General features: G+C 71.7%; 17 protein-coding genes. 8 read left to right on the top strand and 9 right to left on the bottom strand.

Features of this window, described 5'->3' with window-relative positions; genetic code table 11:
* Positions 1–21 precede the first annotated feature (21 nt).
* Together BM314_RS30610 and msrA are read left to right on the top strand one after the other, a co-directional pair.
* Entirely contained in the window at positions 22–177 is a 156-nt protein-coding gene (locus tag BM314_RS30610; RefSeq protein WP_170868113.1) for a hypothetical protein, read from the top strand.
* A gap of 162 nt (positions 178–339) precedes the next feature.
* Positions 340–858: a peptide-methionine (S)-S-oxide reductase MsrA gene (msrA, locus tag BM314_RS13995; RefSeq protein ID WP_091978514.1), complete on the top strand. Its 519-nt coding sequence runs from the start codon at positions 340–342 to the stop codon at positions 856–858.
* A gap of 221 nt (positions 859–1079) precedes the next feature.
* Here the strand turns inward: msrA and BM314_RS13990 are convergent, their stop codons facing one another.
* The 4 genes from BM314_RS13990 to BM314_RS13975 all read right to left on the bottom strand — a co-directional run bounded on the left by BM314_RS13990 (position 1080) and on the right by BM314_RS13975 (position 5778).
* On the bottom strand, positions 1080–1835 hold the full coding sequence (locus BM314_RS13990; protein WP_091978513.1) for an ABC transporter ATP-binding protein: 756 nt from the start codon (positions 1833–1835) through the stop codon (positions 1080–1082).
* An 8-nt stretch (positions 1836–1843) separates the two neighbouring features.
* The gene (locus BM314_RS13985) at positions 1844–3679 is read right to left on the bottom strand and encodes a branched-chain amino acid ABC transporter ATP-binding protein/permease (protein WP_091978512.1); all 1836 of its coding nucleotides are present in this window, start codon (positions 3677–3679) and stop codon (positions 1844–1846) included.
* Positions 3676–4551 carry a branched-chain amino acid ABC transporter permease gene (locus BM314_RS13980; RefSeq protein ID WP_012329745.1) on the bottom strand — a complete coding sequence of 292 codons (876 nt, stop codon included), beginning with the start codon at positions 4549–4551 and terminating at the stop codon, positions 3676–3678. Before BM314_RS13980 ends, BM314_RS13985 begins: the two co-directional genes overlap by 4 nt.
* A 63-nt stretch (positions 4552–4614) precedes the next feature.
* Positions 4615–5778 carry an ABC transporter substrate-binding protein gene (locus tag BM314_RS13975; RefSeq protein WP_020094897.1) on the bottom strand — a complete coding sequence of 388 codons (1164 nt, stop codon included), beginning with the start codon at positions 5776–5778 and terminating at the stop codon, positions 4615–4617.
* A 510-nt stretch (positions 5779–6288) separates the two neighbouring features.
* Between BM314_RS13975 and BM314_RS13970 the strand changes: the two genes are divergently transcribed.
* Positions 6289–7482, top strand: a complete 1194-nt coding sequence (locus BM314_RS13970; RefSeq protein WP_091978511.1) for an alpha-hydroxy acid oxidase — start codon at positions 6289–6291, stop codon at positions 7480–7482.
* 629 nt (positions 7483–8111) lie between these two features.
* On the opposite strand, the gene BM314_RS13965 is transcribed toward BM314_RS13970, so the two are convergent.
* Positions 8112–8648 (bottom strand): DUF2059 domain-containing protein, encoded by a 537-nt coding sequence (locus tag BM314_RS13965; protein ID WP_091978672.1) that lies wholly within the window; start codon positions 8646–8648, stop codon positions 8112–8114.
* Between the two features lie 206 nt (positions 8649–8854).
* Between BM314_RS13965 and BM314_RS13960 the strand changes: the two genes are divergently transcribed.
* Positions 8855–9148 carry a hypothetical protein gene (locus BM314_RS13960; RefSeq protein WP_026605213.1) on the top strand — a complete coding sequence of 98 codons (294 nt, stop codon included), beginning with the start codon at positions 8855–8857 and terminating at the stop codon, positions 9146–9148.
* A gap of 63 nt (positions 9149–9211) precedes the next feature.
* Here BM314_RS13960 and BM314_RS13955 read toward each other — a convergent pair whose 3' ends face one another.
* A complete protein-coding gene (locus BM314_RS13955; protein ID WP_020094902.1) occupies positions 9212–9874 on the bottom strand; it encodes a ribonuclease H family protein in 663 nt (220 codons plus the stop codon).
* A 275-nt stretch (positions 9875–10149) separates the two neighbouring features.
* On the opposite strand from BM314_RS13955, the gene BM314_RS13950 reads away from it, so the two are divergent.
* Complete coding sequence (locus BM314_RS13950) at positions 10150–11361, top strand: MFS transporter (RefSeq protein ID WP_132368230.1); 1212 nt, start codon at positions 10150–10152, stop codon at positions 11359–11361.
* An 87-nt stretch (positions 11362–11448) separates the two neighbouring features.
* On the opposite strand, the gene BM314_RS13945 is transcribed toward BM314_RS13950, so the two are convergent.
* A complete protein-coding gene (locus BM314_RS13945) occupies positions 11449–11859 on the bottom strand; it encodes a group III truncated hemoglobin (protein ID WP_020094904.1) in 411 nt (136 codons plus the stop codon).
* A gap of 190 nt (positions 11860–12049) precedes the next feature.
* Here BM314_RS13945 and BM314_RS13940 point away from each other — a divergent pair, with 190 nt between their 5' ends.
* The 3 genes from BM314_RS13940 (at position 12050) to BM314_RS13930 (ending at position 17028) form a co-directional block, all read left to right on the top strand.
* Positions 12050–13135, top strand: coding sequence for an efflux RND transporter periplasmic adaptor subunit (locus tag BM314_RS13940; protein ID WP_091978509.1), 1086 nt, complete (start codon positions 12050–12052; stop codon positions 13133–13135).
* Positions 13132–16239 carry an efflux RND transporter permease subunit gene (locus BM314_RS13935; protein WP_091978508.1) on the top strand — a complete coding sequence of 1036 codons (3108 nt, stop codon included), beginning with the start codon at positions 13132–13134 and terminating at the stop codon, positions 16237–16239. The genes BM314_RS13940 and BM314_RS13935 overlap by 4 nt, the downstream gene beginning before the upstream one ends.
* A gap of 246 nt (positions 16240–16485) precedes the next feature.
* Positions 16486–17028, top strand: a complete 543-nt coding sequence (locus BM314_RS13930) for a TetR/AcrR family transcriptional regulator (protein ID WP_020094907.1) — start codon at positions 16486–16488, stop codon at positions 17026–17028.
* Positions 17029–17203: 175 nt separating this feature from the next.
* Here the strand turns inward: BM314_RS13930 and BM314_RS13925 are convergent, their stop codons facing one another.
* Positions 17204–18901, bottom strand: a complete 1698-nt coding sequence (locus BM314_RS13925) for an IlvD/Edd family dehydratase (protein ID WP_042672196.1) — start codon at positions 18899–18901, stop codon at positions 17204–17206.
* 51 nt (positions 18902–18952) lie between these two features.
* On the bottom strand, positions 18953–19252 hold the full coding sequence (locus tag BM314_RS13920) for a hypothetical protein (protein WP_091978507.1): 300 nt from the start codon (positions 19250–19252) through the stop codon (positions 18953–18955).
* Positions 19253–19324 lie beyond the last annotated feature (72 nt).

Genomic DNA, 19324 nt, shown 5'->3' with positions numbered 1-19324 from the left:
GGCCACGAAGCGGAGGCCGACATGGCACGCGAACTCAAGACCGGCAAAGCGCAGGGCGTCACGCCCGAGGACTTCAACGAGCGCGTGAAGCGGCTCCTCGCCGACAAGCCGGATCCCCGCAAGTCCGAACCGGCACGGAAGAATTTCAAGGTCAACAAGCCGCTCGTGCGGAGCTGACAGGCCGCTTCGGAGACGTTCGCCCGGCAGCGAACGTCTTCTCGGAACCCCGCGCGTGCTCGTGCAGGCATCGCAGGCATGGCAAGCTACGAGGCCGCAGCGCGGAGCGCCTCGGGATCCCTATATCTGCGCGATCAGTGGAACGGCTCAGGAGGAGCGACGATGGAAACCGAGAGGGCGGTGCTGGCCGGTGGTTGCTTCTGGGGCATGCAGGACCTCATCCGGCGCCAGGAGGGCGTCGTGTCGACCCGCGTCGGCTACACGGGCGGCGACGTGCCGAACGCGACCTACCGCAACCACGGCACCCATGCCGAGGCCATCGAGATCATCTACGACCCGGCGCGGACGAGTTTCCGGCGCATGCTGGAATTCTTCTTTCAGATCCACGACCCGACGACGCCGAACCGCCAGGGCAACGACAGGGGCCCGAGCTATCGTTCGGCCATCTTCTACACCGACGAGGGCCAGCGCCGCGTCGCCGAAGAGACCATCGCCGACGTCGACGCTTCCGGCCTGTGGCCGGCCAAGGTCGTGACCGAAGTGGCGCCGGCCGGCCCGTTCTGGGAGGCCGAGCCGGAGCATCAGGACTACCTGGAACGGCGTCCCGACGGATATACCTGCCACTTCATCAGGCCCAACTGGGTGCTGCCCGCGCGCGCGCCAGCCACGCAGAGCGCGTAGGCTTATCGGGCCGAGGCCGCCGGACGGTCGGCGGTCTCGGGCCTCACGGTCGCGACGGTACCGCCGGCGGCCGCCGAGACGCGCCGGTCGTGACGCCGGCGGGCTCGCGGGCCGAGGCGCGTCCGACCGCTTCCGGACCGCCGCGTCGCGGACACCGCTCCGTCCGGCGGTGGTCGCGTGAACCGCGCGAGCGACGAAGCCGCCGAACAGGCCCGGTGCGATCAGCCCGCGAGTTCGGGCCTCGTCCGTCCGCCGAGATAGGCCGACCGGATCTCGTCGTTGGCCCAGAGGGCGTCGGGGGCGCCCTGCAGGACGAGCCGGCCCGTCTCCAGCACGTAGCCCCGATCGGCGACCGAGAGCCCCATCCGGGCGTTCTGCTCCACCAGCAGCACGGTGGTCCCGCGGCGGCGCACCTCGGCGATGATCGCGAACACCGCCTGGACGATCACGGGGGCCAGGCCGAGCGAGGGCTCGTCGAGGAGCAGGATGCGGGGCTTGGCCATCAGGCCGCGCGCGAGGGCCACCATCTGGAGCTGGCCGCCCGACAGCGTCCAGCCCAGGGCGTCGCCGAACCGGCGGATGTCCGGGAAGAGGTCGAACATCGCCTCGACCTCGTCGCGCAGCGCCCGCTTGCCGAGGCCGGAGCGGTTGGACGCGCCCAGCATGATATTCTCGCGCACCGTGAGCCCCGGGAAGACCCGGCGCCCCTCCGGGACGTGGGCGACGCCGAGCCGCACGATCGCCTCGGGCTTCAGGCCCTCCAGCGGCCGCCCCTCCAGCTGGATCGTGCCGGCGGCGGGCCGCACCAGCCCGGAGATCGCCTTGAGGGTCGTCGACTTGCCGGCGCCGTTGGACCCCAGCAGCGTCACCACCTCCCCGGCGCCGACCGAGAAGGACAGGCCGCGCACGGCCTCGATCTCGCCGTAGCGGACGACGAGGTCGCGGATCTCGAGGAGTGGCGTGGCGGGCGTCGTCATCGCTGGGGTCACGCCGGGGCGAGGTCGGTCTTGAGGCTCGCCGCCGGACCGGCGGCGGCGTCCTCGCCGAGATAGGCCTGGATCACCGCCGGCTCGCGCAGCACCGTCGCCGTGACGCCGTCGGCGATGCGGCGGCCGAAGTTCAGCACCGTGACGTGGCTGGCCACGTCGCTCACCAGCGTCATGTCGTGGTCGATGATCAGGATGGTCAGGCCCTTGGCGGCCATCCGGCGCAGGAGCACCGTGAGGGCGTTCTTCTCGCTCGAATTGAGCCCCGCGGCGGGCTCGTCGAGGAGGAGCAGCGCGGGGTTGCCGGCCAGCGCCCGCGCGATCTCGATCAGGCGCTGGTGGCCGTACGAGAAGCCGGAGATCGGCTCCTGCGCCCGCTCCTCCAGCCCCACGAAGGCCAGCGCCGCCCGGGCGCGGGCCTCCAGGCTCGCCCGGTCGCGGGCGCCCGAGGGGTTGTTGGGCCGCTCGGCGCCGATGACCACGTTCTCCAGGGCGCTCATGGAGCGGAACAGGCGGATGTTCTGGAAGGTGCGCCCGATCCCGGCCGCCGCCCGCCGGTGCGGGGACAGGCGCGTGACGTCCTGCCCGGCCAGCCGCACGGTGCCCCCCGTGGGGCTGTAGAGGCCCGACAGGACGTTCAGCGTCGTGGTCTTGCCGGAGCCGTTCGGGCCGATCAGCGCGTGGATGCCGCCCCGCGCCACCGTGAAGCTCACCGCGTCCACGGCCTTGAGGCCGCCGAAGTGCTTGGACAGGTCCGACACCTCCAGCATCGGCGCGGCGGACGCCTCGCCCTGGCTCAGGGTCAGTTCGGCGGCGGGCGGCGGGATCGGGCGGGCGCGGCGCAGCCGCCGGACCTGGTCGCCGAGGAAGCCCCAGATCCCGTCGGGCATGAACACCACGATCAGGATCACCGCGAGCCCGTAGATCGCGAGGTAGAGCCCGGGGATCTCCTTGAGGAAGCGGAGCCATTCCGGGATCAGGATCAGCAGGGCCGTGCCGATCACGGCGCCCACCGGCGAGCCGACGCCGCCGAGCAGCGCCATCGTCAGGAACACGATCGACTCGGCGAAGGCGAACTGGTCCGGGCTGATATAGGTGAAGCTGCCGGCGAACAGCCCGCCGCCGAGCCCCGCCAGCAGCGCCCCGAGGGCGAAGGCCGCGACCTTGGTGCGGTAGATGTCGATGCCCGAGACCCCCGCCGCGAGCTCGTTGTCGCGCACCGCCCGCATGGCGCGCCCGAGCCGCGTCCGCGGCATGTGCCAGACGAGCCAGCCGACGACGGCCAGCACCAGCACGCACAGGGCGAGGTAGCTCTGCCCGTCCGCGAACAGGGCCGGGCGGCGGATGTTCGGCACGCCGTCCGGCCCGTGCGTGACGGGGATCCAGTTGGTGAGGACCAGCGTCAGGATCTGCTGGAACGAGATCGTCACCATGGCGAGGTAGTGGCCGCCGAGCCGCAGCGTGGAGGCGCCGAGCGCGGCGCCCAGCACGACCGCGAGACCGAGGCCGGTGAGCAGGCAGATCCAGAAGTTCAGGCCCCCGTCGACCGTGCCGAGCCCGACCGCGTAGGCACCGATCCCGAAGAAGGCGGCCTGGGCGAGGTTGATCTGCCCGCACAGGCCGAGCACCACGGTGAGGCCGATCACCGCGATGGCGTAGGTCGCCGCCTGCATCAGGATGTTGAGGGCGTAGCCGCTGAGCGGCGTCGTGGCGGCCAGCGTCACCAGGGCGGCGGCCAGGACCGCGTAGGCGAGGCTCCCGAGGGGCAGGCGGCGGGGCGGGGGCGCGGGAGCCGCTGCGGCCGGGCCGGCGACGGTGGAGGGGCGACCGCTCATGCCTTCTCCGCCACGCGCTCGCCGAACAGGCCCTGCGGGCGCACGACCAGGAACACCACCAGCACCAGGAACGCGAAGGCGTCCTTGTAGGGGACCGAGATGTAGGCCGCCCCGAAGGTCTCGATGATGCCGAGCGCGAGGCCGCCGATGATCGCCCCGGTGACGTCGCCGAAGCCGCCGATGATCGTCGCCGCGAAGGCCTTGAGGGCGATCGTGGCCCCCATCTGGATCGACACGAACAGCACCGGCGCCACCAGGATGCCGGCGATGCCGCCGAGCACCGCGCTGTACACGAAGGTCAGCATGATCATGCCGGCCACCGGGATGCCCAGGAGGGCGGCCATCTCCTTGTCCTGGGACGTCGCCTGAAGCTTCTTGCCGACCAGAGTGTGCTCGAAGAACCAGTACTGGAACGCCACCAGGGCCGCCGTCACCGCGATGATCAGCAGGTACTGGCTGTCGAGGAAGACCGGCCCGAGCAGGAACCCTTGCGTCTCGAAGACGGGCGGGAGCACCTGCGGCTGCGGCCCGTAGAGGGCGAGCGTCGTGTTCGCCAGGAAGATCGAGGCGCCGATGGTCGAGATGATCACCGGCAGGTAGCTGCGGTGCCGCAGCGGGTAGTAGACGCCGAGATTGAACAGGGCGCCGAGCAGCGCCATCCCGCCGAGCGTCAGGAGGAGGGAGAGCCAGTAGGGCCACTGGAGGTCGACGGCGAAGACCACCATCAGGAAGGCCGCCACCATCGAGAACTCGCCCTGCGCGAAGTTCACCACGTTGGTGGCGCGGAAGATGAGCACGAAGCCGAGCGCCACCAGGGCGTAGACGGAGCCGATGCCGATCCCGGTGAAGAGGAGCTGCAGGATCAGGTCCATGCGGTCCGCACTCTCGCCTCCTCCTCCGGATGTCGTTCACGCACCCCGAACACGTCGGCCGGCTCACCCTTGGTAGAAGTCGATCCGCCGGTCGAAGACGATGTTGCCCTTGTCGTTGCGTACGACGTTGTAGCCGTGCAGGCCGTCGCCGTTCTTGTCGAAGTTGTAGGTTCCCTCGGCGCCCTCGTGGCCGCGCACCGCCAGGATCGCCTCGCGGACCGCCTGCGGGTCGGTCTTGCCCGCCGCGTTGATCGCCTTGGCCAGCACCGTGACCGCGTCGAAGGTCCAGGAGGACTGGTTGTCGGGCGCGATCTTCATCGCGGCCCGGTAGGCCTTGCCGTAGGCGCGCGCGGCGTCGCCCGACTCCTCGGCGTAGTCGGCCACGCCGTAGGTGCCGTAGAGGGACGGCCCGGCGAGCTTCAGGGCGGTGACGTTGGTGATCGAGGGCGAGCCGACCCAGGGCGCGGTGACGCCGAGCTGGCGCAGCTGCCGGGCGAAGATGCCGATGTCGTTCTCGAAGGTGAAGTACGAGCCGATCACGTCGGCGCCCGACTGACGGATCGCCAGCACGACCGGCGTGAAGTCCTGGCTCTGGTTGGTGTAGCCCTGGTCGAGGGCGACCGTGGCACCGCCCTTGGCGAGGCTCTCGGTCAGCGCCTTGGCGCCGCTGGTGCCGAAGGCGTCGGTGGAGTGGATGATCGCCCACTTCTTCTTGCCCAGCCCGTTGACGCCGTGCTCGGCGATCACCCGGGCCGAGAAGGTGTCGTTGGGGCGGAAGCGGAACAGCCAGGGATTGCCGAGCTGCGTCAGGACCGGGTCGGTGCCGCCGAAACAGACGGGTTTCCCCGTCTTCAGGATGTCGGGCGCCATCGCGTGGTTCTGGGTCGAGCGGATCGAGCCGAGGAAGCCGACGAGGTCGCCCTGCGACGCCAGTTTCGAGAAGGCGAAGACCGCGCCGGGATTGGTGGTCTGATCGTCCTCCGTGACGATCTCCAGGGGCTTGCCGAGCACGCCGCCGGCCTTGTTGACCGTCTCCAGGGCGATCTTGGCCCCGGCGAGCGCGTAGCGGCCGGCATCCGCGCCGGGCCCCGTCACCGGGAGCACCATGCCGATCCGGACGGTCGACCCGGCGCCCTGAGCGCAGGCCGAGCGGATCACCCCCGGCGCCAGGCCGCCCGCGACTGCGGATGCGGCCCCCGTCAAGAAAACGCGGCGCGTCGTCCTCATTGGCGTATCCGTCCCACCGCCGATGCTCGGGCCCGGCGTTGGCGACGATGGTCCCTATTCCGCGCGCCGATGTCTATCCTGCAAACCTTCGACGCTCAGCTTCGATGAGAAGAAGCTCTCGGATCGTCACTCGACCGCTTTCGCTGCGGTGCGGCGAAGGCGAAGACGATGACGACGAGGCTCCGCCCGCATTCATTCTGTCCTGACGCGCGCTCGGAACGCGAAGATCCGAACAGGCGCGATCCGGAATGTGTACTTTCAGGCAGAGATCCGGCGTTCCTCTGCGGCGCGGGCGAGCGCAACAGGCGCTATAGGATCGGTGTACGCGCGGGAGAGGCCTGGTGCGACCGGCGCATTCGGCGAGGAGGCGCTTCCGTTTTCCAGCGAACCGTTGCACCGTCCAGCTTCCAGCACGGGGCATCGCGGCCTGAAGCGCGCGGCGTACGAGCGGGCGCGAGCCCGCCTCAACCGCGACCGGCCCCGTCATCCAGTCGCGAGGCCGAACCTCCCATGGCGCCCATCATCACGACGGTCGAGGATCTGCGGCGGGTCGCCAAGCGGCGGGTGCCGCGGATGTTCTACGATTACTGCGATTCCGGTTCGTGGACGGAGTCGACCTACCGCGCGAACGAGGCCGAGTTCGCCGGCATCAAGCTCCGCCAGCGCGTCGCGGTCGACATGACCGACCGTACCCTCGCCACGACGATGGCCGGTCAGGCCGTCGCAATGCCCGTCGCCCTGGCGCCGACGGGGCTCACGGGCATGCAGCACGCCGACGGCGAGATCCTGGCGGCACGGGCGGCGGAGGCGGCGGGGGTGCCGTTCACGCTGTCGACGATGAGCATCTGCAGCATCGAGGACGTCGCGGAGAACGTCAGCAAGCCGTTCTGGTTTCAGCTCTACTTCATGCGCGACCGCAGCTTCAACGATCGCCTCATCGACCGCGCGAAGGCGGCAGGCTGCTCGGCTCTGGTCCTGACGCTGGACCTCCAGATCCTCGGGCAGCGCCACAAGGACATCCGCAACGGCCTGTCGGCCCCGCCGCGGCTGACGCCGGGCACGGTCCTCGATCTCCTGACCAAGCCCCGCTGGTGCTGGTCCATGCTGCGCACGCAGCGCCGGACCTTCCGCAACATCGTGGGGCACGTGGACGGCGTGCGGGATACCCGCTCCATCTCGGCCTGGACGGCGGACCAGTTCGACCCGCGCCTGGACTGGGACGACGTGCGGCGGATCCGCGACCGGTGGCAGGGTCCCCTGATCCTGAAGGGCATCCTGGACGTCGAGGATGCCGAGAGGGCGACCGCGACCGGGGCCGACGCGCTCATCGTCTCGAACCATGGCGGGCGGCAGCTCGACGGCGCCCCCTCGTCCATCGCCGCGCTTCCCGGAATCGCGGACGCGGTCGGCCGGCGCGTCGAGGTGCTGATGGACGGCGGGATCCGCTCGGGCCAGGACGTGCTGAAGGCCGTCGCCCTGGGCGCGAAGGGCGTGTTCATCGGCCGCGCCTTCCTCTACGGGCTCGGCGCCTACGGCCAGGCCGGCGTCGCCCGCTCCCTGGAGATCATCCGCACGGAACTTGACATGACGATGGCCCTGTGCGGCCATCGCGACATCCGCGCCGTCGACCGGTCGATCCTCTGGACGCCCTCAGGGCGGGAGACCCGGGAGGATGCGCCGCCCGTGCGGCGCATCGGGCCCTGACGGCGGGCGACCACCGGTCCGATCCGGACCTTCACGGTGTCGCGGTTCCCGATCCGAATCTCTCGCCAATCGCGCGTCGCCGCGGCCGAGGCGTCCCAGCGCGGCACCGGGCCGGGGCGCTCGCGCTGAGCCCGAGCCACAACGACAACGGCGCAGCGACCCGTGGGGTCGCTGCGCCGCTGGATCGGGCCGCCGAGGGGGGAAAGACGGCCTGCTGAATTCAATATGCCAGAAGAGCCGTCCGGGAGGTGCGCCCGAGCACATCCAAAAGGATGTGGCGCGGTAGCGACAGAGATCGGCCATCACCTGTGGACAGCGCGAAGCGCCCTCGATCCGTCAAGGTTCAGGAGCGAGCGTGATGCCCTCACCACCGATCCGACCCAGCCATGTTCGCCAGCCCGCACGCCTTCGTCCTGCACCATCGCGAGCGCCTCGCCGTGCTCGTCTCCTCGGCCCTGTTCCTCGCGGGCGCGCTGCCGTTGTTCTGGGCCATCGGCTGAGCGTTCAGGCCCGCCGCGCTGACCGAGCGTCCGGGCACGCTGTCCCGGCGCCCCGCATCGTGTCCGGCCTATCGACGCCTTCGAAGCAGGGCGCCGCTCCGCTCGGACGGCGTCGCGGCCCGGGGAGGCTCAACGCGGCTTCGCCGGTCCGCCCGGCGCCCAGCCGTGGGCCTGGATGGCCGTCGTCAGCTTGCCCTGCATCTCGGGCATCACCGACTGGATCCATTGCTGCATGCCCGCGAGCTGGATCTGAGCGAGCTGCGGCTGGGCCGCCGCGAGGCGCTTCCCGGCGGGGGTCGCGTAGAAGGCGGCGATGGCCTGCAACTCGTCCTTGTTCAGCACGGTGGCGAAACCGCGCGCCTGGATGTCGAGCAGCTCGTCGTAGTGCGCCGTGAGCGTCGGCATGACGACCTCCTGCACCAGCACCTGCGCCTTGTCGGGCTCCTTGATCCCGATCTGCTGCATCATGCCGATCATGGGGGTCGCCATCGAGCCGAGCGTCGCGGCGCGATCACCCTGCATCTGCGCGACGGTCTCCCGGGCAACCTTCAGCAGGGCCGGATCCGGCGCGGTCGTGGGCGCGGGCTTCGGGGCCGGTTGTGCCAGTGCCGCACCGATCGGAAAGGAGGTCAGGCACAAACCGACGACGAGGGCAGAGAAGCGCATGGCGGTCCCGTTCACGAGCGCCGCGCGATCACAAGGCCGCGCGGCCGGTCCGGGTAGCTACCACAGCTCCGAACAGGATCGATGACAGCGCGGGATCGCCCGGCACCGCGTCGCGCGCGGCGGGCCCTGAACTCGGGGTGCCGATCAGCACCGAGATCCGGCGGTCGCGGGCTCATGGTGTCCGCATCGAGGAATGGGAGGACACCATGCGTCAAACGTTTCTGCGGACCGGCGGTGCGGCCGCGCTGGTCGCCCTGGCACTCTGCGCCACCCCGCCGGCCGCTCAGGCGCGCGGCATCGGCGTCGGCGGCGCCGTGGCGCTGGGCATCCTCGGCGGCGTCGTGGCCGGCAGCGCCATCGCGTCCGCCAACAGCGGGTACTACCCGGGTCGCCCCGTCTACGCCGCACCCGACCCGTACGGCGCCTGCCACTTCGAGCGCCGCGCGTACATCGACCCGTACGGGTACGAGCACATTCGGCGGATCGAGGTCTGCGAGTAGGCCGAGCCCCGTCCCGGAGATCGCGGAACGGCGACCCGGCGTCGCCGCGCGCGGCCTCGCCCGCTAGGCCCGGCCTGATCGCAGGCGTGCGACCTCGCTCGGCCCGATCTCCAGGTAGAAGCGGATCGCATCGTCGACGAGTGCGTCGGGCGTGACACCCGCCGCCTTCGCGGCCCGAGCGACCTGGAGGCCGAGCGCGAGGTCGATCCGCAGGTCGGCGCCCCGGCTCGACGGCGCCGGTGCGGCGGTCGGGGCCGGTACGGGCGCGGCGCTGCTCCGCGACTCGAGCTTGCCGAGCTTCGCTTCGCGACGCCCCCTGTGGACGAGCGCGTCGGCGCGCTCGTTGAGGCGGTCGCCGGCATGCCCCCGGACCCAGGTCCACTTCACGTCGCGGGCCGCGTTCAGTTCGTCGAGGCGCTTCATGAGATCGACGTTCTTCACGTCACCCGTCGTCGAGCGCCAGCCCCGCGCCTTCCAGCCGCGCATCCACTCGGTCACCGACTTGACGACGTACTGGCTGTCGCACCGCATCTCGATCGCGGCCCCGGCGGGGAAATGCTCGAGGCCCTTGATCGCGGCCGTCAGTTCCATCCGGTTGTTGGTCGTGGTGCCGGGCTCCCCGCCGCACAGCTCGATCGTGCCGTCCGGGGCCGCGATGACGACGCCCCACCCCCCCGGCCCGGGGTTCGGGTCGCAACCGCCATCGGCATAAACGATCGTTCGCATCGTGGCGTGAGCCCTCTCGTACGGGTGGTCGGTGGACGGGCGCCATCGAGGCCCGATATCGGCCGACCGATGGTCGCCCCGGCCCGAGCCGGCATCGCCGGCGAGCGCGGCGGCACCTCTAGCACCGATCACGCGCCGCGGCAGGGCCGAGTGAGGCGCGCGTCGGCGAGCGAGCGGTGTCCCGAAGGCCCGCGCCGACGGGCGGGCCCGGTGCTGGCGACGAAGGCGCATTCGTGTGAAACGCGCCGCACGGACGGAGATCGATGTGCGCCGGAATGGCTGAGGATGGGATTGCCGATTCGGGCCGCGCCTGGCGTCGGCTCGCCGCGGCGACGGCGCTCGGCACGGTCGGGGGCGTCGGCATGTGGTCGGTCGTCGTCGTGCTGCCCGCGGTTCAGGCCGAGTTCGGGGTCGATCGGGCGGCGGCCGCCCTGCCCTATACCCTCACGATGGTCGGCTTCGCGGTCGGCGGCCTCCTGATGGGCCGGCTCGCGGACCGCATCGGCATCGTGCCCCCGCTGCTCCTCGGCACCGTCTGCCTGGCCCTCGGCTACGGGCTCAGCGCCCTCGCGACGAACCTCTGGCAGTTCGCCCTCGTGCACGGCGTGCTCGTCGGGGCGCTCGGCAGCTCGGTCGCCTTCGGACCGCTGATGGCCGACGTGTCGCGCTGGTTCTCGCGCCGACGAGGGCTCGCCGTCGCGCTGTGCGCGTCCGGCAATTACCTCGCGGGCACGCTCTGGCCGCCGGTGGTGGAGCGCGCGGTCCACGCGTACGGCTGGCGCGCGACGCAGGCCGGCATCGGCCTGTTCTGCCTCGTCGCCATGCTGCCCCTCGCGCTGGCGATGCGGGGCCGGCCGCCACGGGCTTCGGCGACGCGCGCGGCCGGTCCGCAGGCCGTGACGACGCTGTCGCCCGCGGCGCTGCAGGGCCTCCTCGTCGTGGCCGGCACCGCGTGCTGCGTGGCGATGGCGATGCCGCAGGTCCACATCGTGGCGTATTGCAGCGATCTCGGGTACGGCGTCGCCCGCGGCGCGCAGATGCTGTCGCTGATGCTCGGCTTCGGCATCGTCAGCCGGGTCGCGTCGGGCTTCGTCGCCGACCGGATCGGCGGTCTCGCGACGCTGCTGGCCGGTGCGCTGCTGCAGGCGGCGGCGCTCGCGCTCTACCTCGCGTTCGACGACCTGACCTCGCTCTACGTGATCTCGGCCCTGTTCGGCCTGTTCCAGGGCGGCATCGTGCCGGCCTACGCGATCATCGTGCGCGAGTACCTCCCGGCCGAGGAGGCCGGGGCGCGGATCGGTGCGGTGCTGATGGCGACGCTGGCCGGCATGGCGCTCGGCGGCTGGCTCACGGGGGCGATCTTCGACGCCACCGGCTCCTACCGTGCGGCGTTCGTCAACGGGCTGGCCTGGAACGCCGTCAACGTGGCGATCGTGCTGTGGCTGATCCACTGCCGTCGGGCGCGCACGAGTCCGGCCGCGCTCTGAGGGCTCCGGACCCGCCCCCCCGGGATCTCGGGCCGTCCCGCCGGTCGCGGCTCCGCGCGCGTCTCACGCGTGCGCCTTCCCCGCGGGTCACGGCGCGGCCGATCCCGCCGCGGGCACGGGCAGCACGTCTGGCCGGAAGAACAGGCCCGCCTTCAGGCTGTCGCCGATGCGGTGCGCGCGCTCGATCAGGAGGGCGGCAGGTTCGGGCGGGAAATGGGCGGAGGCCGTCTCCCCGAACAGGTCGAGCCACCGCGCGAAGTGCTCGGGCTCGAGGCGGCCCAGCGCGAGATGCTTGCCGAACGGGTTGCCCTTGTACCGGCCTGACTTGAAGAGGACCGAGGACCAGAACGCCCGGACGGTCTCCATGTGCCGCGGCCAGTCCGGGTCGGGGATCGCGGCCGCGAAGACGGGTCCGATCAGCGCATCGCCGCGCACGCGCCCGTAGAAGGCATCGAGAAAGCGGGCGAGGCTGGCTTCGTCGAGCGCGACATCGGGCATGATCGTGAGATGCCGGCAGACCCCGCTCTCTTCAAGGGGGATCGGACGGCCGCCGGATCGGCAGCCGGAGGGGACGGCGCGCGTCAGGCCTCGGCCGACGCCGGGCGCGGCCGCCATTGACGGCCGTATCGCGCCAGAATAAATGATGGTTATAATTTTTTTGGGCGATCGGCTGCGACGGGGCTCGGTGATGGACGCGCGATGGGTGATCGGGTTCGCCGGCTTGGCACTCGCGGCATGCTCGCCGGCCGAGACCGCCGTCACGCCGGAGCCGCCGCTGGTGCAGACCGTTGCGGTCGCGCCCGCCTCGGCGGCGGTGGCGCGCTACACCGGCGTGATCCGGGCGCGCACCGAGAGCAACCTCGGCTTCCGGGTCGGCGGCAAGATCTTCGAGCGCCTCGTCGACCCGGGCGACCACGTGCGCCTCGGCCAGCCCCTGATGCGGCTCGACCGGACCGACTTCACCCTGGCGCTCAACGCGGCCCGCGCCTCGGTCGAGGCGGCCCGCGCGCAGATGATCAAGGCCAGGGCCGACGAGGAGCGCAGCCGCAAGCTCGTCGGCGACGGGTGGACCTCCAAGCAGACCTACGACCAGAACAAGGCGGCCGCCGACGCGGCCATCGCCCAGTTCGCCAACGCCGAGGCGCAGGCGAGCCAGATCGCCAACCAGGCCGGCTATTCCGAGCTCCAGGCCGATGCCGACGGGGTCGTGATGGAGGTGCCGACCGAGCCGGGCCAAGTCGTCGCCGCCGGGCAGACGGTGGTGAAGCTCGCCCGCGACGGCGCGCGCGAGGCGGAGGTGTTCCTGCCGGAGGGGAGCCGGCAACGCGCGAAGGGCACGGCGTCGGCCACCCTCTACGCCGAGGGCGAGACGACCTACCCGGCCAAGCTCCGGGAATTGTCGGCCACGGCCGATCCGGCGACCCGCACCTACCGCGCCCGCTACATCCTGTCGGGCGGGGGCGAGACCGCGCCCCTCGGGGCGACCGTGACGCTCCAGCTGATCCCTGCCCAGGGGCAGGCGCGGGCTTCGGTGTCCGTGCCGCTGGGGGCCCTGTTCGACCAGGGCGGCGGCTCGGCCGTCTGGCGCTACGACGCCGAGACCCAGACCGTCGCGGCGCAGCCCGTCACCGTCGCGCGCCTGTCGGAGGAGACCGCGGAAGTCGCCTCGGGCCTGACGCCCGGTGACCGGATCGTCGCGCTCGGCGCCCATCTGCTGAGAGCGGGCGAGAAGGTCCGTCAGGCCGACGCCAGCGTCGTGGAGGCCGGTCGATGAACGCCTCCGGCTTCAACCTCTCGGCCCTGGCGGTGCGCGAGCGCGCCGTCACGCTGTTCCTCCTGCTCGCCGTCACCGCCGCCGGGATCTTCGCCTTCGAGAAGCTCGGGCGCGCCGAGGACCCGACCTTCACGGTCAAGACCATGGCGGTCTCGGCCGCCTGGCCCGGCGCGACCACCGACGAGATGCAGCGGCAGGTCGCCGACCCGCTGGAGAAGCGGCTGCAGGAGCTCGTCTACTACGACCGCGTCGAGACGACCGTCCGCCCCGGCCTGATGCTGATGAAGGTCTTCTTCAAGGACAGCATGCCGCCGGCCCGGCTCCAGTCGGAATTCTACCAAGCGCGCAAGAAGCTCTCCGACCAGGCCTCCGGCCTGCCGCGCGGCGTGCTCGGGCCGCTGTTCAACGACGAGTTCTCGGACGTCTACTTCGCCCTCTACGCGCTCCAGGCGCAGGGGCTGCCGCACCGGCATCTCGTGCTCCGCGCGGAGGACCTGCGCCAGCGCCTGCTGCGCGTGCCCGGCGTCGAGAAGATCAACATCCTCGGCGAGCAGGCGCAGAAGATCTTCGTCGAGGTCTCCTACCAGCGCCTCGCGACCCTGGGCATCACCGGCCAGCAGCTCCTGGCGGCGCTCGCCAACCAGAACGACGTGACGCCGGCCGGCTTCGTCGAGGCCGACGGCCCGCGGGTCTACCTGCGCCTCGACGGCGCCATCGACGGCCTCGACGCGATCCGCGACCTGCCGGTGGCGGCCGGCGACCGCAGCCTCAAGCTCGGCGACATCGCCGAGGTGAAACGCGGCTACGAGGACCCGAAGACCTTCGCGATCCGCAACGACGGCGCGCCGGCCCTGGTGCTCGGCCTCGTGATGAAGCCGGGCTTCAACGGACTCAGCCTGGGCGAGGCGCTGAACGCCGAGGAGGTCGCGATCCATCGCGATCTCCCGACCGGCATCACCTTCACGAAGATCACCGACCAGGCGAGGGTGATCGACGACGCCATCCACGAGTTCATGGTGAAGTTCTTCACAGCGCTCTCGGTGGTGATCTTCGTCAGCCTCGTGGCGCTCGGCTTCCGGGTCGGCATCGTGGTGGCGCTGGCGGTGCCGCTCACCCTCTCGGCCGTGTTCGTGGTGATGATGATCACCGGCCGCGACTTCGACCGCATCACGCTCGGCGCGCTCATCATCTCACTGGGCCTCCTCGTCGACGACGCCATCATCGCCATCGAGATGATGGTGGTGCGCATGGAGGAGGGCGCCGACCGGGTCTCGGCGGCGACCTATGCCTGGAGCGCCACCGCCGCGCCGATGCTGACCGGCACGCTCGTCACCATCGCGGGCTTCCTGCCAGTGGGCTTCGCCGCCTCCACGGCGGGCGAGTATGCCGGCAACATCTTCTGGGTGGTGGCCTTCTCGCTGATCGTCTCGTGGGTCGTGGCCGTGACCTTCACGCCCTACCTCGGCGTCAAGCTCCTGCCGAACATCGAGACGGTCGAGGGCGGCCACGCCGCGATCTACGCCACGCGGAACTACCAGCGCCTGCGCCGGGTCGTGCGGCTCTCGGTCGACCACAAGTGGATGGCCGCAGGCATCACCGTGGCGCTGTTCGCCGCGGCCGTCGTCGGCATGGGCAAGGTCGAGAAGCAGTTCTTCCCGAACTCGGAGCGCTCCGAGCTCATCGTCGAGGTGACGCTGCCGACCGGGTCCGCCTTCGCGACCACCGAGGCCAGCGTCCGGAAGGTCGAGGCGGCCGTGCGCGCGCTGCCCGAGGCGGGCGAGATCACGAGCTATATCGGCCAGGGCATGCCGCGCTTCGTGCTCTCGTTCGACCCGGAGCTGCCGGACCCCGCCTTCGCGCAGATCGTCGTCCAGACCGCCGATTCCCACGCCCGCGACGTGCTGCGCGGCAAGGTGCGCAAGCTCGTGGACGACGGCCGCTTCCCCGAGGCGCGGGTGCGGGTGCTGCAGATCGTGTTCGGGCCGCCGGTGCGCTTCCCCGTCGCCTTCCGGGTGGTCGGGCCCGACCTCACCGTCATCCGGGGCATCGCCGCGGAGGTGCGCGACGTGATGATGGCCAACCCCAACATGCGCCTCGTCCATCTCGACTGGGGCGACAGGACGCCGACCCTGCACCTCGCCCTCGACCAGGAGCGCCTGCGCCTGATCGGCCTGACGCCGAAGGAGGCCGGCCAGCAGCTGCAGAGCTACCTCAACGGGACGCCGGCGACCCAGGTCCGCGAGAACCTGCGCTCCGTGGACGTGCTCCTGCGCAGCCCCGGCCCCGAGCGCCGCTCGCTCGGCGACATCGGCGACCTGACGCTGGCCACGCGGGACGGGCGGCAGGTGCCGCTCTCCCAGGTCGCGCACCTGGAGAGCCGCAACGAGGACGCGGTGCTCAAGCGCTACAACCGCGAGACCTACATCCGCGTGCAGGGCGACGTGATCGACGGCAAGCAGCCGCCGGACATCCACGCGCAGATCGTCCCCGAACTCGCGGCCATCAAGGCGAGGCTGCCGCCCGGCTACCGCATCGACACGGCCGGCTCGGTGGAGGAGAGCGAGAAGGCGATGAAGGCGCTCGTCACGGTCTTCCCGCTGATGCTGATCGTGACCCTGACGGTCATCATGCTGCAGGTCCGCTCGTTCACCACGATGTTCATGGTGTTCGCGACCGCGCCGCTCGGCCTCGTCGGGGCGGTCCCGACGCTGCTCGTCTTCCACCAGCCCTTCGGCTTCAACGCGATCCTCGGCCTGATCGCGCTGTCCGGCATCCTGATGCGCAACACGCTGATCCTGGTGGACCAGATCCACCACGACCGCGCGGCGGGCCTGTCGGACTACGAGGCCATCGTCGAGTCGACGGTGCGGCGGGCCCGACCGGTGATCCTGACGGCCGCTGCCGCGATGCTAGCCTTCGTCCCGCTGACCCACTCGGTGTTCTGGGGGGCGCTGGCCTACGTGCTCATCGGCGGCGTCGGCGTCGGGACCCTGCTGACCCTGCTGTTCCTGCCGGCACTCTACGCCCTCTGGTTCCGGGTGGCGCGGGACGCGCGCGCGCCGCGGACCGGCCCCGCACCGGTGCCCGTGCCGGCCGAGCCCTGACCCGGCCGCCCCCCACCGATGCCCAGCTCGGGGCATCCCGCGATCGCGCGCTCGGGTCCCGGGCGCGCGGTGCGTCGACCGGCCCGCGCTTCGCCCCCTCGCGCGGGCCGGTCGGCAGCCCTGAACGGCCGCCGCGGCGCGACCGCGACGCCGCTCTCCGCCCGGCCTCGGGCATCCGCGGCTCGCCGTCCCTTCAATAAATGACATCTCGCATCTATGTGAGGAGGCGGAGCGGAGGACGGTACGATGCCGAGGGTCTCGCAGGAGCAAGCCAAGCTGAACCGCCAGCGCGTGGTCGAGGTCGCCTCGGCCCTGTTCCGGGAGCGCGGCCTGCACGGTATCGGCGTCGTCGACATCATGGCGGCCGCGGGCCTGACCCATGGCGGCTTCTACGGTCAGTTCGCCAGCAAGGATGCCCTCGCCGCGGAGGCGTTCGACGCGGCGATCAGCGCCGAGTACCGGGCCAACCTCGACGCCTTCATCGAGAATTACCTCTCCCTGGGACATGTCCGCACGCCGGGGAGAGGCTGCCCCGTCGCGGCGCTGGTGAACGACGTCGGGCGCGAGCCGCCCGGAAGCGCCCTGCGGGCGCGGTTCACCCAGGGGGTCAAGGGGCTCGCCGGTCTCATCGCGGACAGGCTGCCCAGAGCGTCGAAGGAGCGCCGCCGGCAGCGCGCCCTGATCGCGCTGTCGACCATGGTGGGGGCGGTGGTGCTGGCCCGGGGCGTCGACGACGAGGCCCTGGCCGGGGAACTGCTCGAGGCGGCGCGCTCCACGATCCCGGGCTGAGCCGGTCCGAGGCGGCACCCTGGCTCGGGCCGCCTCACCGCCGGGACGGGGACGGGCGATGCGACGGCCCCGGATGCCGCGACGGCGCGCGCGGCCCGCCGGGCGGGCCGCGGGTTTCGGATCGACGGTGTCCGTCACGGCCGTCCGGCGCGTCCGGACGGAGGGTTGCGGGCCGTCAGCCCTCCGCCTTGGCGAGGAAGTCGAAGTCGCAACCCTCCGGAGCCTGCGTGACGCTGCGCCGGTAGAGCGCCTTGTAGCCCCGGGCCGGAACCGGCGGCGGCCGGTGGCCGGCGAGCCGGCGGGCGATCTCGTCCTCCGCGACCAGGAGATCGACGCGCTTGTCCCGAATCGACAGGCGGATGCGGTCGCCGTCGCGCACCGCGGCCAGCGGTCCGCCCACCGCGGCCTCCGGGGCCACGTGGAGGACGATCGACCCGAAGGCCGTGCCCGACATCCGCGCGTCGGAGATGCGCACCATGTCCTTCACGCCCGCCTGCGCCAGCTTCTTGGGGATCGGCAGGTAGCCCGCCTCCGGCATGCCGGCCGCGTGCGGGCCGGCATTCTGCAGGACGAGGATGTCACCGGGCGCCACGTCGAGCGCGGGGTCGTCGATGCGCGCCGACAGGTCCTCCAGGCCGGTGAACACCACCGCCCGGCCCTCCGACTCGAACAGGTCGGGCGTCGCCGCCGCGCGCTTGAAGATCGCCCCGTCGGGCGCGAGGCTGCCGGACAGGGCCACCAGGCCGCCGACCGGCGACACGGGATCCGCCGCGGTGCGGATGACCGCGCGGTCGACCCAGGACTCCGGCTCGTCCAGGCGCTCGGCGAGCGTCCGGCCCTCCACGTCCACGGTGTCGAGATGGAGGAGCGGGCGCAGCTCGCGCAGGAGCGCGCCCATGCCGCCGGCGGCGTGGAAATCCTCCATGTAGCCCTGTCCCACGGGCTTCAGGTCGACCAGCACCGGCGTCTCGTCGGAGATCTGGTTGAAGCGCTCGGGCGAGATCCGGATGCCGAGCCGCCCGGCGATGGCGGTGAGGTGCACGATGGCGTTGGTCGAGCCCGACACCGCCATCAGCACGCGGATCGCGTTCTCGACCGACTTCTGCGTGATCACCTGGGAGGGCCGGATCCGCGTCTCGATCAGCCGCACCGCCGCGCGGCCGGTCTCCTCGGCGGCCACCAGCCGGTCGGAATGCACCGCCGGGATCGCCGCGGTGCCCGGCAGCGACATGCCGAGCGCCTCCGCGATGCACGCCATGGTCGAGGCCGTGCCCATCACCGCGCAGGTGCCGGCCGTGACGGAGAGCCGACCCTCGACCTCGGCGATCTCCTCGGCGTCGACGGTGCCGGCCCGGTACTTGGCCCAGAAGCCCCGGCAATCCGTGCAGGCGCCGAGCCGCTGGCCCCGGTGGCGGCCGGTCGACATCGGGCCGGTGACGAGCTGGATCGCCGGCAGGTCGGCGGAGGCCGCGCCCATGAGCTGGGCCGGCACGGTCTTGTCGCAGCCGCCGATCAGCACCACCGCGTCCATGGGCTGGGCCCCGATCATCTCCTCGGTGTCCATGGCCATGAGGTTGCGGTACATCATGCTGGTCGGGTTGAGGAAAACCTCGCCGAGCGACACGGTCGGGAACGGCCGCGGCAGGGCGCCGGCCGCCAGCACGCCGCGGGAGACCGCCTCCACCAGCTCGGGCATGCCCCGGTGGCAGTTGTTGAAGCCCGACGGCGTCATGGCGATGCCGACCACCGGCTTGTTCAGCAGGCCGACCGAGATGCCCATTGAGCGCGCGAAGGAGCGGCGCAGGTACCGGGCGAAGTCGCGGTCGCCGTAATTGGTCAGGCCGCGGTCGAAGCCGTGCGGTTCGTCGGTCATGGTCGTCTCCTCGCGTGGGCGGCCCGGGTCGCCCCGGCCGTCCGGTCTGTCTCAGCGGTCGCCGGGCTCCCGGCTCCCGGAGCGCGCGTCGAGCAGGTCCTCGCGCGCGTCGTCCCACCCCTGTCGTTCGCGCCGCGTTCCCGGCGGCGCGCCGCCGGATCGGTTGCGGCCGCCGACGGCATCGGGGTGCGGACAGGCATGTCCCAGTCCGGCGCCGATGACGAGGCCTCTCAAGGCATGGCCCATCGGATAGGTGTCCGAGAAGGGGCCGCGCGGGATCCGGAGCGCGAAAAGCGCGGCCGCGTCACCGCGTCCGGTGCCGGCCTCCACGGCGGCGCCCGCGTTCCGCACGATCCGTCCGGCGTTGCATCCGTAGCGGGACAGAGATCGCTCAGGCGGCGGGCGATCTGTAAGACGGTTCCG

It is taken from the genome of Methylobacterium sp. 13MFTsu3.1M2, from assembly GCF_900112625.1.
Taxonomy (GTDB): Bacteria; Pseudomonadota; Alphaproteobacteria; order Rhizobiales; family Beijerinckiaceae; genus Methylobacterium.
The sequence above is the reverse complement of the archived record's forward strand: the minus strand, read 5'-3'. Positions and strand labels throughout refer to the sequence as shown.